At 62.4% G+C, this 21,316-nt stretch carries 18 protein-coding genes, 1 tRNA gene and 4 pseudogenes; 17 read left to right on the top strand and 6 right to left on the bottom strand.

Annotated features, from left to right (window positions below; all coding sequences use genetic code 11):
• Nucleotides 1–200: 200 nt before the first annotated feature.
• A tRNA-Glu gene (locus tag ACVWYI_RS34130) sits at nt 201–275 on the top strand.
• A gap of 6 nt (nt 276–281) precedes the next feature.
• Here the strand turns inward: ACVWYI_RS34130 and ACVWYI_RS34125 are convergent.
• Entirely contained in the window at nt 282–539 is a 258-nt protein-coding gene (locus ACVWYI_RS34125; protein WP_247447571.1) for a hypothetical protein, read from the bottom strand.
• A gap of 127 nt (nt 540–666) precedes the next feature.
• Here ACVWYI_RS34125 and ACVWYI_RS34120 point away from each other — a divergent pair, with 127 nt between their 5' ends.
• Entirely contained in the window at nt 667–864 is a 198-nt protein-coding gene (locus ACVWYI_RS34120) for a helix-turn-helix domain-containing protein (RefSeq protein WP_354045089.1), read from the top strand.
• Between the two features lie 28 nt (nt 865–892).
• Here ACVWYI_RS34120 and istB read toward each other — a convergent pair whose 3' ends face one another.
• Nucleotides 893–1,756 (bottom strand): IS21-like element helper ATPase IstB, encoded by an 864-nt coding sequence (gene istB / locus ACVWYI_RS34115; protein ID WP_456661642.1) that lies wholly within the window; start codon nt 1,754–1,756, stop codon nt 893–895.
• Nucleotides 1,757–1,764: 8 nt separating this feature from the next.
• Nucleotides 1,765–3,255: pseudogene (gene istA / locus ACVWYI_RS34110) on the bottom strand (IS21 family transposase); the annotation flags it as partial.
• 895 nt (nt 3,256–4,150) lie between these two features.
• Between istA and ACVWYI_RS34105 the strand changes: the two are divergent.
• From ACVWYI_RS34105 to ACVWYI_RS34095, 3 genes and pseudogenes are all read left to right on the top strand, one after another.
• Nucleotides 4,151–6,150: pseudogene (locus ACVWYI_RS34105) on the top strand (ParB/RepB/Spo0J family partition protein).
• A gap of 687 nt (nt 6,151–6,837) precedes the next feature.
• The gene (locus ACVWYI_RS34100) at nt 6,838–7,149 is read left to right on the top strand and encodes a DUF736 domain-containing protein (RefSeq protein ID WP_247407056.1); all 312 of its coding nucleotides are present in this window, start codon (nt 6,838–6,840) and stop codon (nt 7,147–7,149) included.
• A 371-nt stretch (nt 7,150–7,520) separates the two neighbouring features.
• Nucleotides 7,521–8,414 (top strand): hypothetical protein, encoded by an 894-nt coding sequence (locus tag ACVWYI_RS34095; protein ID WP_456664612.1) that lies wholly within the window; start codon nt 7,521–7,523, stop codon nt 8,412–8,414.
• Between the two features lie 214 nt (nt 8,415–8,628).
• Here the strand turns inward: ACVWYI_RS34095 and ACVWYI_RS34090 are convergent, their stop codons facing one another.
• A complete protein-coding gene (locus ACVWYI_RS34090) occupies nt 8,629–8,910 on the bottom strand; it encodes a helix-turn-helix domain-containing protein (RefSeq protein ID WP_247447572.1) in 282 nt (93 codons plus the stop codon).
• 110 nt (nt 8,911–9,020) lie between these two features.
• Between ACVWYI_RS34090 and ACVWYI_RS34085 the strand changes: the two genes are divergently transcribed.
• The 9 genes and pseudogenes from ACVWYI_RS34085 to ACVWYI_RS34045 all read left to right on the top strand — a co-directional run bounded on the left by ACVWYI_RS34085 (nt 9,021) and on the right by ACVWYI_RS34045 (nt 15,720).
• On the top strand, nt 9,021–9,293 hold the full coding sequence (locus ACVWYI_RS34085; protein WP_247447573.1) for a DUF2285 domain-containing protein: 273 nt from the start codon (nt 9,021–9,023) through the stop codon (nt 9,291–9,293).
• Between the two features lie 165 nt (nt 9,294–9,458).
• Nucleotides 9,459–9,653, top strand: coding sequence for a transcriptional regulator domain-containing protein (locus ACVWYI_RS34080; protein WP_247447574.1), 195 nt, complete (start codon nt 9,459–9,461; stop codon nt 9,651–9,653).
• A gap of 311 nt (nt 9,654–9,964) precedes the next feature.
• Nucleotides 9,965–10,234, top strand: coding sequence for a DUF2285 domain-containing protein (locus tag ACVWYI_RS34075; RefSeq protein ID WP_456664280.1), 270 nt, complete (start codon nt 9,965–9,967; stop codon nt 10,232–10,234).
• A gap of 128 nt (nt 10,235–10,362) precedes the next feature.
• Nucleotides 10,363–10,644 carry a helix-turn-helix transcriptional regulator gene (locus tag ACVWYI_RS34070; RefSeq protein WP_247447575.1) on the top strand — a complete coding sequence of 94 codons (282 nt, stop codon included), beginning with the start codon at nt 10,363–10,365 and terminating at the stop codon, nt 10,642–10,644.
• Between the two features lie 22 nt (nt 10,645–10,666).
• Nucleotides 10,667–11,548: a replication initiator protein A gene (locus ACVWYI_RS34065; protein WP_456664279.1), complete on the top strand. Its 882-nt coding sequence runs from the start codon at nt 10,667–10,669 to the stop codon at nt 11,546–11,548.
• Nucleotides 11,549–11,837: 289 nt separating this feature from the next.
• The gene (locus ACVWYI_RS34060; RefSeq protein ID WP_247447577.1) at nt 11,838–12,302 is read left to right on the top strand and encodes a DUF2840 domain-containing protein; all 465 of its coding nucleotides are present in this window, start codon (nt 11,838–11,840) and stop codon (nt 12,300–12,302) included.
• Nucleotides 12,299–12,811 (top strand): S26 family signal peptidase, encoded by a 513-nt coding sequence (locus ACVWYI_RS34055; RefSeq protein WP_456664278.1) that lies wholly within the window; start codon nt 12,299–12,301, stop codon nt 12,809–12,811. The genes ACVWYI_RS34060 and ACVWYI_RS34055 overlap by 4 nt, the downstream gene beginning before the upstream one ends.
• Complete coding sequence (locus ACVWYI_RS34050; protein WP_247447579.1) at nt 12,808–13,734, top strand: lytic transglycosylase domain-containing protein; 927 nt, start codon at nt 12,808–12,810, stop codon at nt 13,732–13,734. The genes ACVWYI_RS34055 and ACVWYI_RS34050 overlap by 4 nt, the downstream gene beginning before the upstream one ends.
• A 223-nt stretch (nt 13,735–13,957) precedes the next feature.
• Nucleotides 13,958–15,720, top strand: a pseudogene (locus tag ACVWYI_RS34045) (relaxase/mobilization nuclease domain-containing protein).
• A 122-nt stretch (nt 15,721–15,842) separates the two neighbouring features.
• Here ACVWYI_RS34045 and ACVWYI_RS34040 read toward each other — a convergent pair.
• Nucleotides 15,843–16,928, bottom strand: a complete 1,086-nt coding sequence (locus ACVWYI_RS34040) for an IS5 family transposase (protein WP_456664277.1) — start codon at nt 16,926–16,928, stop codon at nt 15,843–15,845.
• A 77-nt stretch (nt 16,929–17,005) separates the two neighbouring features.
• Nucleotides 17,006–17,945, bottom strand: a pseudogene (locus ACVWYI_RS34035) (LysR family transcriptional regulator).
• 212 nt (nt 17,946–18,157) lie between these two features.
• Between ACVWYI_RS34035 and ACVWYI_RS34030 the strand changes: the two are divergent.
• Genes ACVWYI_RS34030 through ACVWYI_RS34020 form a run of 3 tightly spaced genes read left to right on the top strand, consistent with a single transcriptional unit; the run spans nt 18,158 to nt 21,312 of the window.
• Nucleotides 18,158–19,237: an ABC transporter ATP-binding protein gene (locus ACVWYI_RS34030; protein ID WP_354051775.1), complete on the top strand. Its 1,080-nt coding sequence runs from the start codon at nt 18,158–18,160 to the stop codon at nt 19,235–19,237.
• Nucleotides 19,238–19,272: 35 nt separating this feature from the next.
• The gene (locus tag ACVWYI_RS34025) at nt 19,273–19,989 is read left to right on the top strand and encodes an HAD family hydrolase (RefSeq protein WP_247446536.1); all 717 of its coding nucleotides are present in this window, start codon (nt 19,273–19,275) and stop codon (nt 19,987–19,989) included.
• A 15-nt stretch (nt 19,990–20,004) separates the two neighbouring features.
• Entirely contained in the window at nt 20,005–21,312 is a 1,308-nt protein-coding gene (locus ACVWYI_RS34020) for an NAD(P)/FAD-dependent oxidoreductase (RefSeq protein WP_247446535.1), read from the top strand.
• Nucleotides 21,313–21,316 lie beyond the last annotated feature (4 nt).

The following is a 21,316-nucleotide window of genomic DNA, read 5'->3' as shown; positions in this document are numbered from 1 at the left end:
CTGGCCTCAGCTGTCGTCCTGGCGAAAGCCAGGACCCATAACCACCGAATCCGGTTGCGTGAACGAGATCGTTGCTCCGATGTGCCTTAACCATTGCCACGCGGGGAAATGGGTCCTGGCTTTCGCCAGGACGACGGCGGAGAAACCCGTGAATCCCACCTTGCCGCCGGCAAAATTCGCGGCTATGTCCTCTCCCTCACGCTCCCTTCGTCTAGCGGTTAGGACGCGGCCCTCTCAAGGCTGAAACAGGGGTTCGATTCCCCTAGGGAGCGCCAGCAAACTCAGGCACTTAGGTAGCCATCAGCCGCGTTCGTTGAATAACGGTTGAATAAGACGCTGGTGATCAGCGGCGAACGCTTGCGGAATTTGCTGCCGACATTCGCCAAATAGCCTCGGCGCGATGCCTCACAGTGGCTGGCGCATTCGCGAAAAATTTTCGCGTCGCTCTTTGATGTCCGGAAATAGTCAAACCGCCGCTGACGTGCGCTGTCGTACGCGAGCGCCCTCGGCTGTTCGCATTGACGTTGCTCGTCGCACAATCAACTCTTGTCCCGTCGAGCTTTCTGCGAATAGGAGGTCCACGTGAGCTACAATCGACGAGAGAAAACTGGCGGACACCAGTCACACGTCAGTCTATCCGCCCCGAAAGCCGCAGAACGGAGCACGATGCCATTCGCCCAGCGGCTCACCTGCACGATTGACGATGCATGCGAAGTTACCGGCTTGGGACGCACGAAGCTTTACGAGTTGATAGGAACTGGGCGTATCGCCACGACAACGATCGGACGTCGGCGACTAGTAGTGGTGCGCTCACTTCTGGCGCTGCTTGACACCAGCATGTCGAACCAATGGTCGTGCGACTGAAGGGAGCGCCCACTTTGAACGCACTTTGTCAATCGGCTTGCAACTTTGACCCCTCATCGGCGTCCAATTTTGACCCCTTTGCGCGGCGATGTTTGCTGGTAGCGCTCGTCTCGTCGGAGCTGGCCGGGATAGCGGAGGCGAGACGAGCGCGGGTGGCGTGATCGTCGTCTCGGCTTTTGAACCGCCAGCTGTCGTTGCCGGTCTCGACGATGTCACAGTGATGGGTCAACCGGTCGAGCAGCGCGGTGGTCATCTTGGCGTCGCCGAACACGCTCGGCCATTCGCCGAAGGCGAGATTTGTCGTCACGATGACGGAGGCGCGCTCATAGAGCCGGCTGACGAGGTGGAACAGAAGCTGGCCACCCGACTGGGCGAAGGGCAAATAGCCGAGTTCATCCAGCACGATGAAGTCCATCCGGGTCAGATGCTCGGCGAGCCGTCCTTGCCGTCCGTTGCGGGTCTCGGTCTCGAGCCGGTTGACGAGGTCGACGACGTTGTAGAAGCGTCCTCTAGCGCCATCGCGGATGCAGCTTCTGGCGATGGCAATGGCCAGGTGGGTTTTGCCTGTGCCGGTGCCGCCAACCAGTACGACGTTGCGTTGCTGGGCGATGAAGCCGCCGCCGGCGAGGTCATTGACGAGAGTCTGATTGATTGGCGTGCCATCGAACTGGAAGTCGGCGATGTCCTTGGCAAGTGGCAGCTTGGCAATGGTGAGCTGGTATTTGATCGACCTGGCTTGCTTCTCATTGATCTCGGCGTTGAGCAGGTCGCCGACAATGCGCTGAGGTTCGTGCTGGCGTTTGACAGCGATCGCCATGATCTCGTCGAAGGCCGCCTTCATGCCATAGAGCTTGAGTTCGCCCATGAGGTCGAAGATTTGGGTTCGTTCCATCAGATGGTCCTCCGGAGGTTGTCGTAGCGGGCACAATCGGCGATCGGTGCATGACGGAGCGTCAGTGCGGCCGGCGTCATGATGTTGGCCGGTGGGGCGAGTTCACGTTGCCGGGCCAGGATATTGAGAACGACATCTGCGGAATGGACGCTGTGACTGAGCGCTTCGGCACAGGCCGCTTCCACCGCGGGGAGACCGTCAGTCAGCACCGCGTTGAGGATGTCGACCATCTGCCGATTGCCATCGTCGGTGCTGGCAAGCTTGCGCCGGATCCGCTCGATCGCGGCCGGCAGCACCCAGTCCTTGAAGGGAGCACCGTTGCGCAGGGCGCCGGGTTTGCGGACGAGCACCGGCACATAATGCCAGGGGTCGTAGACGGTATCGCCGCGACTAAAGGATCGCGGGTGCTCGGCAACGATGCGTCCATCCTGACGGATCACGATGCGATCGGCATAGGCTTGAACCTCGACCGGTCGTCCGACTGCGCTGGCTGCGACCGAGTACTTGTTGTTGTCGAAGCGCACCAGGCAGGTCTTCGAGACCGACGCCGTCACGGCATGGAAGCCGTCGAAGCGGCCGGCATAGGGAACGAGCTTGGGGCGTTCGGCTTCGAACACGTCCCAGATCGTCTGATCAACCAACTCCGGATGGCGATGAGCCTTGGCGTAGGCGATGCATTTGTCGAGCAGCCAGGCGTTTAACTCGTCGAGGTTTTTGAACCGCAGCCGCGGCGTGAAGAAGCGTTCCCTGACCAGCCCGACCTGGTTCTCGACCTGCCCCTTCTCCCAGCCCGACGCTGGCGTGCAGGCGACCGGATCGACCAGATAGTGGCTGCACATCTGCAAGAAGCGGCGGTTGTAGAGACGCCCTTTACCGACGAAGATCGTCTCTACCGCGGTCTTCATGTTGTCGTAGATGCCGCGAGTGCAGGTGCCTTTGAACAGGGCGAACGCCCGGTCGTGGGCGTCGAACACCATCTCCTGCGTCTCCCGCGGATAGGCTCGCACGAACAGCATGCGGCTGTGACAGAGCCGGACATGGGCGGCCTTCACCATCACCGTGGTGCCGCTCAGCAAGACCACCTCGTGGCTCCAGTCGAACTGGTAGGCTTCGCCTGGGGCAAAGCTCAGCGGAACATAAGCGGCTGCGGTCGATTGCCCGCGTTCTTTGCTCCAGCGCCTGGCGTAACGCCGCACCGCATCGTAACCGCCGTCATAGCCGCGGCCGCGCAGCTCTTCGAAGATCCGGATCAACGTCAACTGTTCACGAGCGGATTTAGTCACGTTCGACGCAAGCAGCCCGTCAAGTTCGACTGCCCATTGTCCGAGCTTTGGCCGCGGCTGCACCTGCCGCTCGTACTCGAATGAGGTCTCTCCCGACCTCAGCACCTTCCGGACCGTGTTCCGCGACACCTTCAGGTCACGGGCGATCTCCTTGATCGTCTTGCCCTTGATGAAGTGCTCGCGCCGGATCCGGGCAATCGTCTCCACGATCAGCATCCCCCACCACCTGCTTTGTTACGAAGCAGGCAGCGCAACAGACCAACCTGTAGGGGGTCAATTTTGGACGCCGATCCCCCGGCTTAGGGGGTCAATATTGCAGGCCGAATGACACGTATCGCCGGTCTTCGTTCACTTGTCATCAGCATAGGAACAGCTCCTGATACGGCGAATCGCTTTGTCCGTTATTCGTTCCGGCTGCTAGCACATGGCTGGGATTCGCAATGGCAGGAACTCAGGGTTTGGAGTGCTACCGCCCGCGAACCCGCGAGAAAATCCAAAGCCTCAGCTAGCGCTTCATTTCCGTTTGTACGCGTCCGGCAAGTGCCGGACCGGGCTCTCGTGAACCGAGCCGCGTCGCGTCTCGGCCGTGCGGCTTCGATCCCTCGCGCAGAATAATGTGTCGCTCGCCGGAGGCACTCGCTCTCGGTCCCGCCGTCATTTCATTCCGGCGTCGCTATCACTGCCCTTCGTTCGGGCGACTTCTTAACCGGTCTCGCGACTGCACTCGGTCCCGGGTCCCGCCGCTACGCGTCGGCGCTATGCTGACCCTCCTGCGGGTGCCTTTTTCTCTGCCGGGCATGGCTTGCACCAGCCAACATGCCCCATCTTCTAGATCTAAGGGGCTCCGCCCCTCGCGCGCGCCAGGGTAAAGCGCCGGCTCGTGCCGGCGCCGATCCGAGCGGTCTCCCCGGTCTTCCGCGCTTTCTCAGATTCTCAACACTGGAAATCCTGGCACGCGCTTGTGCAGACCCGCTCTTCGAGCGGCCCTCTCGGGCGGGCGATCCCCCTCCGCTCGGGTCGCCCTGGCACTTGCTACCCCTGGTCTCGCCGACGGGCAGGGGCGCAGGCGCGGAGTGCGCCCTGCACCCATGAAAGCAAAAGGAGATCGATCATGTCGGCCAAGCACGTTGAACAACTCCCCGAGAACGGAACGCAAGTTCTCATTCCGCTCAACAAGCTCAAGAAGTCCCCGAAGAATGCACGCAAGACGCCGCACAGCGATGCGGCGATCGAGGCCTATGCGGCGAGCATCGCCGCCAAGGGTATTCTGCAAAATCTGGTCGTCGAGCCGGAGGTCGATGGAGAGGGGACCGCTACGGGTTTCTATTTTGTGACCATCGGCGAGGGCAGGCGGCTTGCCCAGCTTCTGCGGGTGAAGCGGAAGGAAATCAAGAAGACCGAGCCGATTCGGTGCATCGTCGATACCGCGAACGATCCGCACGAAATCAGCTTGGACGAGAATGTCACCCGGGAAAACATGCATCCGGCCGATCAGTTCGAGGCGTTCAAGAAGCTGGCGGAAGAGCGCGGCTTCGGTGCCGAAGAAATCGCCGCCCGCTTCGGTGTGACGCCGCATGTGGTACGGAAGCGCCTGCGGTTGGGCGCAGTCTCTCCGAAGCTGATGCAGGTCTATCGCGAGGGCGATCTGGCCCTTGAGCAGTTGATGGCCTTTGCCATCACCGATGATCACGCCCGGCAGGAAAGTGTTTATGAGCGGCTATCCTATAACCGGGATGCCAGCACCATCCGTCGCATGCTCACCGAAACCCATGTGGTCGCAACCGACCGCCGCGCGCGCTTTGTCGGTATCGAAGCGTACACCGAAGCAGGCGGCTCGATCCTTCGGGACCTCTTCACCGAGGATCGCGGCGGCTATCTGGAAGACGTGGCGCTGCTTGATTTGCTGGTCACGGCAAAGCTTGGTCGCGAAGCCGATGCGGTCCGGGCGGCCGAGGGATGGAAATGGACGGAAGCCCATCTCGATTTCCCACACGCCCACGGCATGCGGCGGACCTATCCGCATCCGGTCGAGCTTTCGGTGGATGATCAGGCCGCTCTTGCAACGGTACAAAAAGAATTCGACGGCCTCACCGAAAAGCACCAGACCGCCGACGAACTTCCCGATGAAGTGGATGCCCGGTTCGGCGAACTTGAGGCCGAGATCGAGCGGCTGGAGGCCAAGCGGCAGGCGTACGACCGCGACGACGTTGCGCGCGGCGGTGCATTCGTGATCCTCAATCACGATGGTGCCGTGCGGATCGAGCGCGGTTTCATCCGGCCCGCGGACGAAAAGCCGCAATCCGAAGCGGAGCAAACCGCAGAAGCTTCAGCGACAGGCGATCCGGAGCTAGATGATCAGGCAGTACAAGATGAAAGCGGGGAGGGTGCAGGTGCAGCCAACGAGGAAGAAGACGACCGCCCATTGGCTGACGTTCTCGTTCGCGACCTCACCCCGCATCGAACCTTGGCCTCCGGCTTAATCTGAGTGAACAGCCGGAAGTCGCCATCGTTGCGGTTACCCATGCACTCGCTGCGCAAATCTTCTATCTCGGCGCGGACGCCCATGTCGTCGGTATCCAACCAATCAAGACGGATTTGGCAGGCCATGCGGACGGGATCGAGGACACGCCCGCCGGCAAGGCTTGGGCGGACCGCCACGCCAATTGGGCAAGGCAGATACCGCGCGAAGTCACGAGCCTCTGGGCGTTCGTCGCCGAGCTTGATCCCGACAGCCGCATGGCCTTGTTCGCCCATTGTGTCGCGCTGACCGTCAACGCGGTCAAACTGCCGTGGGAGCGAAGGCCCCGCGCTTTGGCAACAGCCGACCGCCTGGCGGAAGTCGTTTCCCTCGACATGACCGGCTACTGGCGGCCGACCGTGCGCAGCTATCTCGGTCGCGTCACCAAGGCACGCATTCTGGAGGCTGTCTGCGACGGTGTGAGCGGCGAGGCTGCCGAGCGGATGGCAGATATGAAGAAGGTCGATATGGCGGAAGCAGCCGAGCAGTTGCTGAGCGCGACAGACCGGCTGCCTCCTCTGCTGAGGACAGCAAAGCCGCAAGAGCGCACCGATGTACAAGGCGGTGACGCTTATTCGGAGGCTGCCGAGTGATTTTTTGGCCGGGGCCGCGCATGCGGCCCCGGCCATCTGCGGCCAATTCAATTGAGGCAAAGCAGCGACTCAGAGACGCAAGCGCGCACCTGGACGACGGAGCACGGGCCGTTCCGATCAGTGCCGATCGTAGCGAGCCGCTGACACAGGATCGTCGTCTAGCCCCCTTCATCAGCAGCGATGGGCCCTTCGCCGGGTCCTTGATCAATCGACTGCCGCCGTCCGGATTGTATTTCGGCGGGGGCCATCTACCAGCGGCGCTCCGATGCGCCACGACCGCATGCGAAATTGGTCGCTCATCGTTCTCTTTGGCGCGTCTTTACCGCCGTTGATGCTTGGGCGTCAGCGTGTGTTCGACCGATCAAGCCGCGTCCTTGTGCTGCTTGATTGCCGGCAGCCATGGTGGTCTCCGCCAGTTCTTTCACGGGCGGCGTCCAACGCAACCTCGAATGGGCTGATCAAGCCCGAGGGACGGCAAGAGCCTCGATCGCCTTCCCGCAACGGCTACGCCTGCTTTTTTCCCCTGCCGCAAAAGAGGCGGCATTCCTCGCGGAAAGCAAAAAAGCAGGCTTACCGCCGTCCTCCGCTGCGCTGCGGGCCTGACGGCTGCGGACCGATCGCTCCCCGGGCCAAGGATCGCCATCGAGGCCGCGATGGGCGCGGCCCGAGCAACCAACGGAGACCACCATGGCTACCATCGGCACTTTCACCGCTTCGGACAACGGCTACGTCGGCTCGATCAAGACGCTGACGCTCAACATCAAGGCAAGGTTCGCCCCGTCCGAAAAGGACAACGACAAGGCGCCCGACTTCCGAATCTTCGCCGGTACCACCGAATTCGGTGCCGCCTGGAAAAAGACCGCCCGCGAGACCGAACGCGAATACCTCTCGGTCAAGCTCGATGATCCGAGCTTCCCGGCGCCGATCTACGCCTCGCTGGTGAAGGTCGAGGGCGACGAGGGCTTCACCCTGATCTGGTCTCGCCGCAACGGCGACTGATCCATCCGGATCATCCGCCCCGCCTCTTCGGAGGCGGGGCTTTTTGCGTTTTTGTTACCGCCTGGCAGGGAGGAGGAAGAACAATTTTTTGGAAGTGAATCGCTAAGGGCTCCGCCCTCGCGCGGGCAAGGGTAAAGCACGCTGTGCGTGCCGGCCGGAGCGGTATCCCCGGTCTTCCGCGCCATGATTCATGACGACCAAAGTCGTCAAGGCGCGTGCAGACGCGCGCTTATCAAGCGCGCCCTTATCAGGCGGGTGATCCCCCTCCGCTTCGGCCGCCCTTGCCCTTGCTACCCCAGGTCTCGCCGACGGGCAGGGTTGCAGCGCAGCGCTGCGCTTCAACTCAGCCCATAGGAGAAACGACCATGAGCATGATGACTTTATCGCAAAGCGAACAACCGGTGTCCGGCGGCTTTCGTGTGGACGTGTCGCGCGGCCAACGGATTGGCCGTGTGTCGTCGGAATGGTTCTCACGACCGGATGACGAACGTTATTTGAACCTGCCCGACCTCTATAACGCCGTGCGCAGCCGCGCCGAGTGCGCGCAAGCGCGGACGGTGGAAAGCCGGGCCATCCGGGTGGAGGCCAACAGCAACAATTCCGGCGATACCCGGTGGAAAGTGCCGGGCGTGCTGGATTGGTCCACGATGACCCACAATCCCTTTGTGGAAGTGACCAAGGACACGACGACGCTTTACGCCAGCGACCGCGACGTATTCCTGTTTCTGGTCGATGACACCAATCCGATCGAGGCGGGGCGACTGCGAGACGGATCGCCGGATTTGTATTTCCGGGGATTCTACTGCTGGAACAGCGAAGTCGGCAGCAAGACGCTGGGCATTGCGAGCTTCTACCTCCGGGCCGTCTGCATGAACCGCAATCTATGGGGTGTGGAGAATTTCGAGCAAATCACGATCCGGCATTCGAAATTCGCCGCACAACGTTTCGCACATGAGGCGGCGCCAGCGCTGACGAGCTTTGCCAATTCCTCGCCCGCGCCATTCGTGGCCGGGATCAAGGCCGCGCGAGAGCGAATCGTTGCTCGCACGGACGAGGACCGAGAAAACTTTCTCCGCAAGGGCGGATTTTCCAAGTCGGAGACGACGAAGATCATCGAGACCGTTCTAGGCGAGGAGAACCGCAAGCCGGAAAGCATCTTTGATTTCGTGCAGGGGATTACGGCGCTGGCCCGCACCAAATCGCACCAGGATGCAAGGCTTGAACTCGAAGGGAAGGCAAAGCGCTTGATGGAGCGCGCCATCTGAGGGGACGAGCCGCGCAATCGGAACCGGTTGCGCGGCTACTTCCCGATAGCCTATGCGTTGCCGCCGGTCCGGCAGGCCGGACCGGCGGCAACGACGCGTGTCCGCGTCCGGCGCTCGCCGGGCCTTCGGCCCGGCTCGCGATAACAAAGGAACAAACTAGAAAAGTGAGACAGTCGGCATCCAGCCACTGCCAAGGTGGAAGAGCCGGTAACAGTTACTTCTTTTTGCGATCCGGTCGGATCGGTTTGCGACCCTTGGGTAATGTCTTGGGCGTCGTCGCTCCTTTAGGCGGCTGGAGGAAGAATTCCGATAACTGAACACCAAGCGTTTCCGCCAATCGGTCCAGCAGATCAATCGTCGGGTTCTCCGATTGCCGTTCGAGACCGCTCATGTATGAGCGATCGATCCCGGCATCGTATGCCAATTGCTCTTGCGGAATGCCGCGATCGACGCGTATCCGGCGGACATTCCAGGCCACAAGCGCACGAGCTTTCATGCGCAAAAGCAGCCATTTGGTAGGCCATCAAACCACTGGCTATAACCGATCTATTTCGATAGTTTAGTCCATAAGATAGGCTCAGGCTTCAATGAAGTGCCGTATGCTACATGAATAGACCGCCAGTGGACCCCGACGTTGCAGATGCGGCGCCAAATGAATCGGCGATGACGACCTATGACGAACAGCATGTCGTCACGTACATTCGCCTTCTGCAGGCGGAGGGTGAGGGAGCGGACTGGCGGGAGGTGGCTCGTATCGTCCTACATATCGATCCGGAGCGAGAGCCTGATCGTGCGCGTACTGCATATCAGAGTCATCTTGCGCGCGCCAAATGGGTGACCGAGCAGGGGCGCCTCTTGCGTGGCGCCGGCTCAAAATAGAAGAAAATCGCTGACTGAAGACTTGCAGCCAGAACTATTTTCTTCCGCTAACCGGTGGTCATTCTTATGCACCACGTGGTGCCAAACTAGGGGCTTCCTACAACCGCTTCGTTCATAACTATTGCGCCGCAATCCTTGTTAGCTGCGTGCAATGGGGCGGAAACAATGCCTGAATTCGACTGGCGATCGCCGGATTCATTTAAGAGCCTAGAGAACGCTGAGATCACTGAAATCGCCTGGGTAGGCCTTCGTATGAACGTGGACTATCAGCGTGACTACGATGCGATCATCGCTAGCAGCTCAGATGGCGGGGTGACCGAGGAATTCAGGAGGAGGTGGGGCCTCTGCTTTCGCGCATGACCCGCAGAGGTCATTCCGCGAGCAGACAATCTTTTGGGCGCCCGAGGTTCTGCCGACCGTCGTTCCGGTCGCTGTAACCACTTCAACGCTTGGTCAAGGCCCAACGTCTCAGCCACCGTTTGATCTTGCAACTGGCCACGTGCGCCGTGCCGCTGACGGCTGGCACGCCGTGCTGCAAATCGGTTCGGCGGAGCATCGCATCTGGTCGAAACAGCCGCTGACCGCAGGCGCTCGCTATGCGGCCGAGTTGCCATCTGACCGCGATTTCGAGGCGCGCGCGCATGCCGCCACGCGGCTGTGGCGCGCGATGAATGGACGCGCGCCAGGACCTCCGTTTCATCGCGTGCCCAAACAGCGGCGCGAAACGACTGTGCGCAGCTCTTCGCGCGGTCGCCGCGTATCTCGCCGGCGCGACTTATCGCAGCATCGCAGAAGCTTTGTTTGGCAACGCGCGCATATCGGATCGTGGTTGGAAAACACACGATCTGCGCAGCCGAACCCGTCGCCTTGTACAAAGCGGCCTCGCATTTGTGCGCGGCGGCTATCGCAAGCTGCTTCGGCCCAGGCGTAGGGACGAGTAGCGCCCTTCCTGGGGTGCCGAAAATCGACCCCCCGATCGGCATCCCCCTCCGAGACTGCGCTTCTCCATGATGACCGCACACACGCCGGCGCCGCCATACGCGGTGCGCCGTCACCTTGGAGTGCTCAAATGCCCGATCCGATGGCCGGACTGCCCCCGCGCTTCCTGCGTACACCGGAGGCCGCGCGATATCTTGGCCTCTCCGGTCGCACACTTGAGAAGCACCGCACGTACGGTACTGGGCCAACGTATCGGAAGATCGGCGGGCGCGTCGTCTACGCTCTGGATGATCTGAAAGCATGGGCTGATCTCGGCGCCAAGACGTCAACCTCGGATCCCGGCAGGGGCACTGTGCTGCCGGCCAAGAAGCACCCGGGTCTGCGCCCGTATGCGGGCCAAGAACGTCGCTGATCGCCGCGTGAGAGCAGTGAAAATGCGGCGCAAACACCATTCCGAGCGTGACCAGCTTGAGCTCTTTCGGGCGCTGCCCGGCGATCTCGCGCCGCGCGACGCGCAGGATCTGATGGCTTATCCATTCTTCTCGCTCGCAAAAACAAGGCGGATTGTACCGATCGATTTCCGTACCGGTGCGATCGCAATTCGTGTCGAAGCCGTGCCGGAACACGGCATGGCAACCATCTGGGATGCGGACGTTCTGATCTGGGCCGCTTCCCAGATCGTCGAAGCCCGTGACGCCGGATTGAAGACGTCGCGCCTGATGGCTGCAACGCCTTACGAGATTCTGACGTTTGTCGGCCGCGGCACCAGCGCACGCGACTATGACCGGCTGAAGGCGGGTCTCGACAGACTTCAGTCAACGACCGTGCTGACATCGATCCGCCAGCCGGCAGAGCGGCGACGGCATCGCTTCTCCTGGATCAACGAGTGGAAGGAGACGGCCGATGCAAGTGGTCGTCCATTTGGGCTCGAGCTGATCCTGCCGGACTGGTTCTACGCGGGCGTCATCGATGACGCGCTCGTGCCGACGATTGATCGCGCCTATTTCAATCTGACGGGCGGACTTGAGCGGTGGCTCTACCGGCTCGTGCGCAAGCACGGTGGGCGCCAGGAAGGTGGCTGGAGTTTTGACCTGGTGCACCTCCATGCCAAGTCCGGCATCCTCTCCCCGCTCAAGCATTTTGCCTACGACGTACGTCAGATCGTGCAGTGCCAGACATTGCCCGGCTATCAGCTCGTGCTCACACGCGACCCGAACGGCACCGAGCGTCTGAACTTCGCGCCAATGCCCGTCGGTCCACTAACGGCGCGCCTGCGCCGGCGCGGTCTCATTCGAAATTCGGAGGACAACCTGTGAATCAGCTCGTGCTATCGGGGACCGCAACCCGCGTGCTATCGGGGACCCGATCCTCGTGCTATCGGGGACCGGAATCGAGCTTAACTGCTTGTTTTTCAGCGCTTTCCAGCCGCTCTAACTTTACTAACCAGAAATCCTTCGGATTTCTTCTAACGGACCAGACCACAAGCCGCATTGGGGGCGAGTCGCAACGGCGGGCCGTCAGTCCTGCTTGCCTTCAGAAGCCGCATACGCACTTCACTGACTGCAAAGCTCACGGCTACCGGTCCCAGCTTCGAGGAGCGGCAGCATGAGCGACCTCACCGAAGTGGAAGTGTTGTGGCTCGAGAAGCGCATCGAAAACCGTATTCGGTTCGGTCGTATCGTCAAGGAACGGAAGCTTGATCGCCATCGGCACGTCCTGTCATTTGCGCCCGGCAGCATCTTTGCCTTCGTCCGTTGGACCTCCAACGACTTCGGCACGATCATTTCGCAGGTCGACATCTTGCGCGCGGTCGCGCCGGGACAGCGCTGCTCGACCGTGCCGTATGTGACGCCCGGCGGCGAGATTTTGCTGCGACTCTCCGGCTGGCCAAAGGTCGAACGCGTGCTGCAAATGACCGATGCCATCGAGGCGCTCGCCATCGATCCAGCCGACGTCGCTCCCGATCATTGGCATCACGTTCATAACCGTCTGTCCGTCAACGAAAACCCGCGTCCCTACACGAAGGCGCGCCACCAGGCTTGGCTCCATCGCCAGAGAGTAATGCGATGACGAGCCGCCTGATGACGCTGACCACGATGTTTGCGGTAGCTGGCGCACTTGTCGCGACAATCGTGCTGGACCCGCTTCCGCTCTACATCTGGAATGCATCGGCGAGCGTGCCGGTCGGCCTCTATCGTTTACGGCCAGCGATGCGCTTCCATGTCACCGAGCTGGTCGCGGTTCAGCCGCCGGAGCCGCTCGCGACTTTCCTCGACCTGAACGGCTATCTGCCGGTCGGCGTCCCCATGCTCAAGCGGGTCTTGGCGCTGCCGGGGCAGACGGTCTGCAGAAGCGGTCTCACTATTTCGGTTGACGGCATTGAAATGGGCGAGGCGCGAGATCGCGACGGGCGCGGGCGGCCGTTGCCGAAATGGCAGGGTTGTCGGGTGGTTGGCGACGGCGAGCTGTTCCTCATGAACTGGCAGTCGGATGACTCCCTTGACGGCCGATATTTTGGTTTCCTTCCGGCGTCGGCCGTGATCGGCCGTGCCCTCCCGGTGTGGACGTGGGAGGAATGATCGTGCGTGTTTTGCGCTTCCGTCCTGCCATTCCTCTGTTCGATCAAGTGCAGGACCATTCCTCCGTCCCGACCAAAGCTTGCAAGGCCGACGCGAGCAGCGGCGGTCCAGGGCGGCCGAAAGGCCGGCGCGAAGCGGCTTCAACCTGGACGGGCGCGAGCACGGCGGCACGCTTGCGTTTGTCCGAGGGGAGCTTGCGCGCTGTCGTACCGTTGTTCATTGCGCTGACCGCGAGTAACGCCGCTGCTGTCGCCGAGACGCGACCCGCGGTGCCTTCGGCGCGTCATCGAGCTAGCGATCCGTTTGCGGAGTTTGTCGAGCAGGCCTCTCGCCGCTTCGGCGTGCCGGTCCGCTGGATACGCGCAGTCCTGGACGTCGAAAGCGACCAAGACGTGCGTGCGAGGTCCCCGAAAGGTGCCGTGGGACTGATGCAGATCATGCCAGAGACATGGGCAGAGCTACGTCTGCGCTACGACCTCGGCGGCGATGCCTACGATCCCCATGACAACATTCTTGCGGGGACAGCGTACCTTCGCGAGCTGCACGACCGGTACGGTTTACCGGGCTTCCTAGCGGCCTACAATGCAGGACCTACTCGCTACGAAGAGCACCTGGCCGGCCGTCCATTGCCCGCTGAAACCCAGATAGATCTGCAGAAGCTTGTGCCGATCATCGGTGGCGACATTGCAGGTTCCTCTGCAATCGCGAGTCTGCGGTCCTCGATGGGAGCGCTCTTCGTGGCGCGCTCTGAAAGCTCGAAGACCGCTGCCGGGCTGCAACCTGGGAGTCCCTCGAACCGAGCTCCGACGACTACCTCCGTTCAGGACACCTCGGCCATTGTGCCACGGGCAACAGGGTTGTTCGTCGCGCGATCTGACGTGGGAGGCTCGCGACGAGCGAATGCGCAAGCTCGCCTGCATTAGTGCGGCTTGGCGAGGAATGGGCGGAAAGACAAGCGCAGTGGGGAGGCACGACAGCAGGACGGCGAGATAAAAGGGGCTCGCCGGTCGAACCGCAAGCCATTGACATGGCTTGGGTTCGGCCGTGCCGGTCGGTCGGGGCACGTGCCGCGCCTTGCGTTTTCAACAATGCCATCAAGACCATTTTCGGCACTGTAGGCGCTTTCGCTCGCTTGGAGCGCCGGCCATGACCGCAGGTGATAGCGAACTGCGTATTCGACCCGGGCGCATCCGCAGCACACGCGCGCCAAAGCCAAAGAGTTTTATTAACCAGGTGATACGCGCCGCGAAGAAAGCCGGCCACACCTCGGGTCGAGCTGGGGCGGGCAAGCGTTCTGCAGCCTACGGGCGCTCCACCTTCGGGCGCGGCCGGCTTTCCTTTAGCCGCAGCCGGTTATTCAGCCCGGCGCGGCGAGTTGTGGTGAAGGCGCGTGTTGTTCGCCACAAAGGACGAGCCTTCCGCTCAGCACCACTGACGGCTCATCTCTCATATCTGAAGCGCGATGGCGTGACCCGGAGTGGCGAGCGGGCGGAGATGTTTGATGCCGGCAGCGACCGTGCCGATGGCGCGGCTTTCGCGGAACGGTGCCAGGACGACCGCCATCATTTCAGGTTCATCGTCTCGCCTGAGGACGCCGGCGAGATGACCGACCTCAGGGCCTTCACCCGCGACCTCGCCAAGCAGATGGAGACCGATCTCGGCACACGGCTCGATTGGGTGGCCGTCGATCACTGGAACACGGACAACCCTCACGTCCATCTTCTCGTTCGGGGAGTTGACGAAGAAAGCGCCGATCTCGTGATCTCCCGCGACTACATCAGCCGGGGCCTCCGTTCACGCGCCGAGGAACTAGTCGCCATCGAACTGGGACCAAGGCCGGAGCACGAAATCCGCAATTCTCTGGAACGGGAAGTCACGGCAGAGCGATGGACACGACTAGATCAGCAGATCCGGGTGGCAGCCGACGAAACCGGCTACATCGATCTTCGCCCCGCGAATCCCAGCCGTTCGGATCCCGAGATCCGGCGCCTGATGGTTGGCCGCCTTCAACACCTGGAAAAGATGGGCCTCGCGGCATCAGCTGCTCCAGGGGAATGGATGGTCGGGGTGGAAGCCGAGCGTAACCTGCGCGACCTCGGCATGCGCGGCGATATCATCAAGACCATGCACCGTGCCTTCACCGAGCGTGGGGAAGCGCGCGGCGTTTCCGACTACGTCATCGAAGGGGGACAGCCGATGTCCCAGATCGTCGGACGGCTGGTCGATCGGGGATTGCATGACGAACTGCCTGGCGAGGCCTATGCCGTGATCGACGGAATAGACGGACGCGCGCACCACATCCGCTTCCGCGGAATTGAGGCCTTCGAACATGCACCGCCGGTCGGCGGAATTGTCGAAGTGCGACGCGTCGGTCAAGCCGGCGATCCGCGCCCCGCCCTGGTGCTGGCGATCCGCTCCGATCTCGATCTCGGTGAACAGATCACCGCGAAAGGGGCGACCTGGCTCGACCACCGCTTGGTCGAGCGCGACCCCATGCCACTCGCATGGGGGGATTCGGCCGCGAGACCCGCGACGCCATGGAGGCGCGTGCCGAGCATCTGGTTCGGGAAGGCCTCGCGCGGCGGCAGGGCCAGCGCATCATCTTCCAGCGCGACCTCCTGAACACGCTACGCCGACGCGAGTGGGACGAGGTGGGAACAGGGATCGCTGCCGAGACTGGGCTTCCGTACGTGAAGGGGGCCTCCGGTGAACACGTGGCAGGCACCTATCGCCAGCGCCTGACGCTCGCCTCGGGACGCTTCGCCATGATCGATAACGGGCTCGGCTTCCAGCTCGTACCCTGGTCGCGCGAGCTCGAAAAGAGGCTCGGCCAGCACGTCACCGGCATCGTGAAGGACGGCGGCGGCATTGAATGGGGTTTTGGTCGCAAGCGCGACCTGGGCCTCTAGCAGTCTGCTGAAAAATCTTGAAATGGAGAATTTTCATTTTTCCGCCGGTCGTTTTTGGAGCGGCGCGGTAGAGTTGGATGTAATTTCGAGCTTGTTATTGAGTGTGCCCCGGCGCGGGGTGGCTATGCGGCGAGCAGTTTTGGAATTCGGATCAGGTTATAGGCGATCAGATTAAGCAGGAAGTCGGCGGCGACGCGAGCGATGCCCCGATGTTTGGTCTTGCGCATGGTGCCATGCTGCTTGCCCCATCCGAAAATGCACTCGACCATCGCCCGGCGTGATTGCGACATGCCGTATCCCGGATGCCGCGTGGTTCGTTCGTCGATCGCGCTGTTACGGTTCTTGCCGGTTTTGGTGATGGCCTGGTTCTGTGTCACATGCGGCGTCACGCCGATGGCGCGAAGGTTGGCGACATGATCGGCCGTATCGTACGCCTTGTCCTCACCAGCCGTGATGCGGCGACCTGCGGCTTTGCGTCTCGCCTTCAGCATGACCTCCGCAGCCCGGCGTTCGGCGGTGCCATTGGCATGCGTGACCCTGCCGGCCACCGCCAGCCCATGCCGGTTCTCCATGGTGGTGTGGCCCATATAGCAAAGCTTGGCCTCCCGTCCGGCCGCCTTGCGATAAAGCCTGCTGTCCGGGTCACTGGTGCTCGCATGGGTGTCGTTCTTGCGTTTCTGGCCATGGAAGTTGGCGCCGTCATCATCGTCGCCGCTGCCGTCCTTGGGGCGAAAACTCTTCTGCGAAGCCCAGGCTTCGATCAGCGTTCCGTCCACCGAAAAATGCTCGTCCGACAATAGCGGCTTGACCTGAGAATGGTTCAGAAGCCTGGTCATGAACTTCGTGAACACATCGCCGTTCTGCAGCCGCTCCCGGTTCTTGGTAAAGGTGGTCGGGTCCCAGACCGGATCGTCCGGCGACAGTCCCACGAACCAGCGATACAAAAGATTGTAGTCCAGCTGCTCCATCAGCTGGCGTTCCGAGCGGATGCCGTAGAACACCTGCAGCAGCAAGGCGCTCAGCAATTGCTCCGGAGGGATCGAAGGACGTCCCTCGCTGGCGTATAGCTTTCCAAGGCTGCGGTTCAAATCATTCAAAACATCCCGGACAAGTTCCCGGACCTTCCGCAGCGGATGGTTCGCTGGCACACGTTTATCCGGCGCGATGTACGAAAACAGGCCGCCCTGATCCGTAAACCTGCCGCGCATGATCGTCTCCGCCGATTCGAGATGATAAAGTGAATCATCAAGTCCCCTCCCTGGCGAGGGGGTTCTTCAGCAGAGTGCTAGTAGCACGCCGCCATCGCGCCGAGTTTCGGATAGAGCTTGTCGATGGCCGCGATCTCGCTGCGCATCTGGGCGGTGATCCAGTCGCGGATCTCCGCGGCGATGGGGCGCATCGGGCGATTACGCGGCGGCAGGAATTCGCAGATGCGGCGGGTGGTGGTGAGCCTGTCGGAGGCCGGCACCAGCGCGCCGGTCAGCAACCAGTGCGAGGCGACCGTCAGCCAGCCGAGCGCGATGCCCTGGCCGAGCAGCGCTGCCTGCATCACGATGGCATAATCGGTGAAGCTCAACGCCTTGGCGGCGCCGCGGCGGCCCTTGAGCAGCGACGAATAATCCGCGGCCCAGTCGCCCGGCGTCTCGGCGAGGCGGATGATGGTGTTGCTCTCTGCGGGATCGGTCTCGCCGAGATAGCTGGGGCTGCACATCGGCAGCATCACTTCCTTCATCACCAGCGTGCCGCCGGAGGATGGCTCTTCGCGGTCACGAAAGCGCATGCCGACGTCGACATTCTCCACCGGTCCGCGCAACGCGCCGGAGATCAGCTGGAAGCGCAGATCGACCTGTGGGAATTGCCGCTGCAGCTTGTCGATGCGCGGCATCAGCCAATGCGTGGTGAAGGCGGAGGAGACCGACAGCGTCACCGTCTCGGTGCCCTTGCGGCGCCGCTCGATCTCGATGAGGCCGGTTTCGATGCTGCGAAAGCCTTCGAGCACGCGGCGATACAACAGCTCGCCTTCCTCGGTCAGCACCGCGCGCCCCGCTTTGCGGTCGAACAGGCGGAACGCCGAGATGCTCCTCGAACTGGCCGAGCATGCGGCTCACCGCCGGCTGGGTGACATTCAATTCGGCGGCGGCAGCCGTGAAGCTGCCATTGCGCGCTGCTGCGTGGAAGACGAACAGGGCGTTACTGGAGGGCAGCATCCGGCGCAGCTCGGGCATAACGCCATGTTATGAGCGCGGTGAGAATTTGGCAATTGCCGAGTTTTGCAAAGTCTGGTGACATTGGCATCGCAGCCCAAAGATAGGGCGTTCGGGAGAAGATTTGGTGCGGCGCACGCTGCGGCCGTGAATGCTCCAGGACGCTGTCTATAATGCAGGCTCATGGCGCGCAGTGAGGCACGCCATTGCAGCGAACGAGGCGAGGTCGATCGTTGGACAAGCGGGCGGAAAGCGTCGAGATCAGGTCCGCGAGCAAGGCGTACGGCGCCGTTCGCGCCCTCGACGACGTTTCCCTCAATGTCGGCGCCGGCGAGTTTGTGTCGCTGCTCGGTCCCTCCGGCTCCGGCAAGACCACGCTGCTCGGAATACTGGGCGGCTTCATCCTGCCGACTTCGGGCACAATTCTCTTCGGCGGCCGCGACGTCACCTACATGCCACCGCACAAGCGCGACATCGGCGTGGTCTTCCAGAACTACGCGCTGTTCCCCCATATGAGCGTCGGCGAGAACGTCGCCTTTCCCTTGCGGGCACGGCGCCTGCCGAAAGCGAGCTGGCCCGACAAGGTGCGCGCGGTGCTTTCGATGGTCGGCCTCGCCGGCTACGAGGAGCGGGGCATTGCGCAGCTCTCCGGCGGCCAGCGCCAGCGCATCGCGCTCGCGCGCGCCATGATCTTCGAGCCGCGGCTGATCCTGATGGACGAGCCGCTCTCCGCGCTCGACAAACAGCTCCGCGAATCCATGCAGATCGAGCTGCGCGCGCTGCACCGACGTATCGGCGCCACCATCATCTATGTCACGCATGATCAGCGCGAGGCGCTGACCATGAGCGACCGTGTCGCGGTGATGAAGGACGGCCGGCTGATCCAGATCGATGAGCCCGAGCGGCTGCACGATCATCCCGCTGATTCCTTTGTCGCGAGCTTCATCGGCGAGGCGACGATGCTGCCGGTCCGCCGCGTCGATGCCTCCAGCGTAGCGCTCGGCAACGCGCTTTTGCGCAGCGCCCGCGCCATTCCCGACGGCGACGCGCTGATGCTCGCCGTGCACAGCGAAAAGCTCCTGATCGACGATGGCGCGCAGGATGCCGCCTGCAACCGCTTGACCGGGACGGTCACCGACATTGTCTATCAGGGCGAGAGCCTGCGCATTTTTCTTTCGCTCACTGACGGCATCGCGCTCAGCCTGCGCCAGCCGAGCTATCACCAGGCCTATAGCCGCATCCCGCCGCTCGGCGGCAGCCTCACCGTCACCCTTCACCCCGAGGACACCATCGTCGTGCCCCGGACGAACTGAACCCACGCCTTGTCCAACCGAGAGAATAAGCCAAAATGTCGACCCAAGCCGCTTTCAGCAATTTCAAGGTTCTCACCTTCGACGTCGTCGGCACCTTGATCGATTTCGAGACCGGCGTGCTCTCCGCGGTGCGCAGGATCTCCGGCAAGTCGCCGACCGAGCTCAGCGACGACAAGATCTTCGAATCCTACAAGCGCGGCCGCGACCAGCATTACGAGCGCTCCAGCGAGGTGATGTTCCACGTCTATCGCCACCTGGCCACCGAGCTCGGACTGCCGGCTGACGATGCCTCCTGCGACGTGTTCCAGCTCTCGGTGCTGCGTTGGGGACCGTTTGCGGATTCGGTCGAGGCGCTGAAGCGCCTGCGTACCAAATTTCGGCTGGTGGCGATGACCAATGCGGACCGCGTCGCGCTGTCCTGCTACGCGCACGCGCTCGGCAATCACTTCGACGACACCGTCTGCGCCGACGACACCGGCGTGGCAAAGCCGAACCCGGAGTTCTTCGCCTACAACAAGGGGCGTCAGTCCGCTTTCGGCTACAAGCAGTCCGATATCCTGCACGTGGCGCAGAGCCAGCACCACGACATCGGGATCGCGCGGAAGCTTGGCTACAAGGTGTGCTGGATCGAGCGCCGCCAGGGCATGGCAGGCTTTGGCGGCACGCCGGCCGTCGAGACGCTGACCAAGCCGGACTTTCATTTCCCGACGCTGAAGGCGCTGGCCGACGCGGCCATCGGGCCTGCGGCGTAATCCATGAGCGCGGGCATGACACGGGACTGGAGCGCGCTGCCATCGGCCAATTCGCTGTGGGAAGCCACGGCGGGGCCGGCGCGCGCTTTTCCCGTGTTGTCGGGCGAGAGTAAAGCCGATGTCGTGATCATCGGTGCGGGCTATACCGGCCTGTCCGCCGCGCACCACATCGCCAGGAGCGGCCTGTCGCCGGTCGTGCTGGAAGCCAACCGGCCCGGCTGGGGCGCGAGCGGGCGCAATGGCGGCGTGATCACCGCAAAATTCCGTCTCTCGTTCCGCCAGATCGACGCCACCCATGGCCGCGCCATGGCCAAGCGGATGTATGAGATCGCGCATGAATCGACCGATATGGTCGAGGAGCTGGTGTCCGAATTCGGCATCACCAGCGCAAACCTGACCCGCACCGGCCAAGTCAAGGCCGCGCATAACGCGACCACGCTGAAGGCTGCGATCGACGAAGCCAATTGGATGGCGGGCGAGATGGGCGACGCCGAGCTCCGCATCCTCGACAAGCGTGGAGTGCGCGACGAGACCGGCTCGGACATCTTTGTCGGCGGCGTGCTCAATCCCGGCTCGGGCGGCATTCATCCGCTGAACTATCTGCGCGGCCTCGCCGATGGTGTCGCGCGCCGCGGCGTTTCCATCTTCCAGGAATCGCCGGTGATGAAACTCCGGCGCGAGCAGGGCGGCATCGTCGCCGAGACGCCGCAGGGCGCGGTGCGAGCAAAACAGGCGATCATCGCCACCAACAGCTATTCCGATCTCAGCGGCGCGACCGCGCATCTACAGCGCACGCTGATCCCGTTCCGCAGCGCCCTCATTGCCACCGAGCAGCTGCCGCAGAATCTCGCTGGCAAGCTGATGCCGACCGGGCGCACCTACACCGAGACCAAGCGGATGATGCGCTGGTTCCGCATGGTCGACAACCGCGTGATTTTTGGCGGCCGCGGTGCCTTCGGGAAGCAGGACTCGAAAGCCGCCTTCGACGCGCTGCGCAAGGCGATGATCGGCATCTTCCCTGATCTCGCCGATCTGCCGCTCGCCTACAAATGGTCGGGCCTGGTCGGCATGACCTTGGATTCGGTGCCGCATATCGGCCGGATCGACGATCGCACGCTGGTTTCGATGGGCTACAACGGCGCGGGCGTGGCGATGTCGAGCCTGATGGGGCGCTATCTCGCCGCCTTCGTGCGCGGCGAAACGCCCGCGGTCGGGTTGCTCGAGGTTAGCCGCATGAAGGCCATTCCGTTTTATCCGTTGCGCGAGCCCGCCGTGCGCATGGTCGCCGGCTGGTACCAGTTTCTCGATGCGATCGGTCAGTGAGATC

The sequence above is a fragment of the Bradyrhizobium sp. LB13.1 genome, assembly GCF_054056815.1.
This window is presented reverse-complemented; position numbering and strand designations above follow the sequence as displayed.

Excerpts from the sequence above, each read along its gene's own strand:
- istB (WP_456661642.1), bottom strand. The coding sequence starts at position 1,756 with ATGGAACGAACCCAAATCTTCGACCTCATGGGCGAACTCAAGCTCTAT.
- ACVWYI_RS34065 (WP_456664279.1), top strand. The coding sequence starts at position 10,667 with ATGCGGCGCAAACACCATTCCGAGCGTGACCAGCTTGAGCTCTTTCGG.
- ACVWYI_RS34085 (WP_247447573.1), top strand. The coding sequence starts at position 9,021 with ATGAATAGACCGCCAGTGGACCCCGACGTTGCAGATGCGGCGCCAAAT.
- ACVWYI_RS34020 (WP_247446535.1), top strand. The coding sequence starts at position 20,005 with ATGACACGGGACTGGAGCGCGCTGCCATCGGCCAATTCGCTGTGGGAA.
- ACVWYI_RS34090 (WP_247447572.1), bottom strand. The coding sequence starts at position 8,910 with ATGAAAGCTCGTGCGCTTGTGGCCTGGAATGTCCGCCGGATACGCGTC.
- ACVWYI_RS34075 (WP_456664280.1), top strand. The coding sequence starts at position 9,965 with ATGGACGCGCGCCAGGACCTCCGTTTCATCGCGTGCCCAAACAGCGGC.
- ACVWYI_RS34060 (WP_247447577.1), top strand. The coding sequence starts at position 11,838 with ATGAGCGACCTCACCGAAGTGGAAGTGTTGTGGCTCGAGAAGCGCATC.
- ACVWYI_RS34025 (WP_247446536.1), top strand. The coding sequence starts at position 19,273 with ATGTCGACCCAAGCCGCTTTCAGCAATTTCAAGGTTCTCACCTTCGAC.
- ACVWYI_RS34040 (WP_456664277.1), bottom strand. The coding sequence starts at position 16,928 with ATGCGCGGCAGGTTTACGGATCAGGGCGGCCTGTTTTCGTACATCGCG.
- ACVWYI_RS34050 (WP_247447579.1), top strand. The coding sequence starts at position 12,808 with ATGATCGTGCGTGTTTTGCGCTTCCGTCCTGCCATTCCTCTGTTCGAT.
- ACVWYI_RS34055 (WP_456664278.1), top strand. The coding sequence starts at position 12,299 with ATGACGAGCCGCCTGATGACGCTGACCACGATGTTTGCGGTAGCTGGC.
- ACVWYI_RS34095 (WP_456664612.1), top strand. The coding sequence starts at position 7,521 with ATGATGACTTTATCGCAAAGCGAACAACCGGTGTCCGGCGGCTTTCGT.
- ACVWYI_RS34100 (WP_247407056.1), top strand. The coding sequence starts at position 6,838 with ATGGCTACCATCGGCACTTTCACCGCTTCGGACAACGGCTACGTCGGC.
- ACVWYI_RS34120 (WP_354045089.1), top strand. The coding sequence starts at position 667 with ATGCCATTCGCCCAGCGGCTCACCTGCACGATTGACGATGCATGCGAA.
- ACVWYI_RS34080 (WP_247447574.1), top strand. The coding sequence starts at position 9,459 with ATGCCTGAATTCGACTGGCGATCGCCGGATTCATTTAAGAGCCTAGAG.
- ACVWYI_RS34070 (WP_247447575.1), top strand. The coding sequence starts at position 10,363 with ATGCCCGATCCGATGGCCGGACTGCCCCCGCGCTTCCTGCGTACACCG.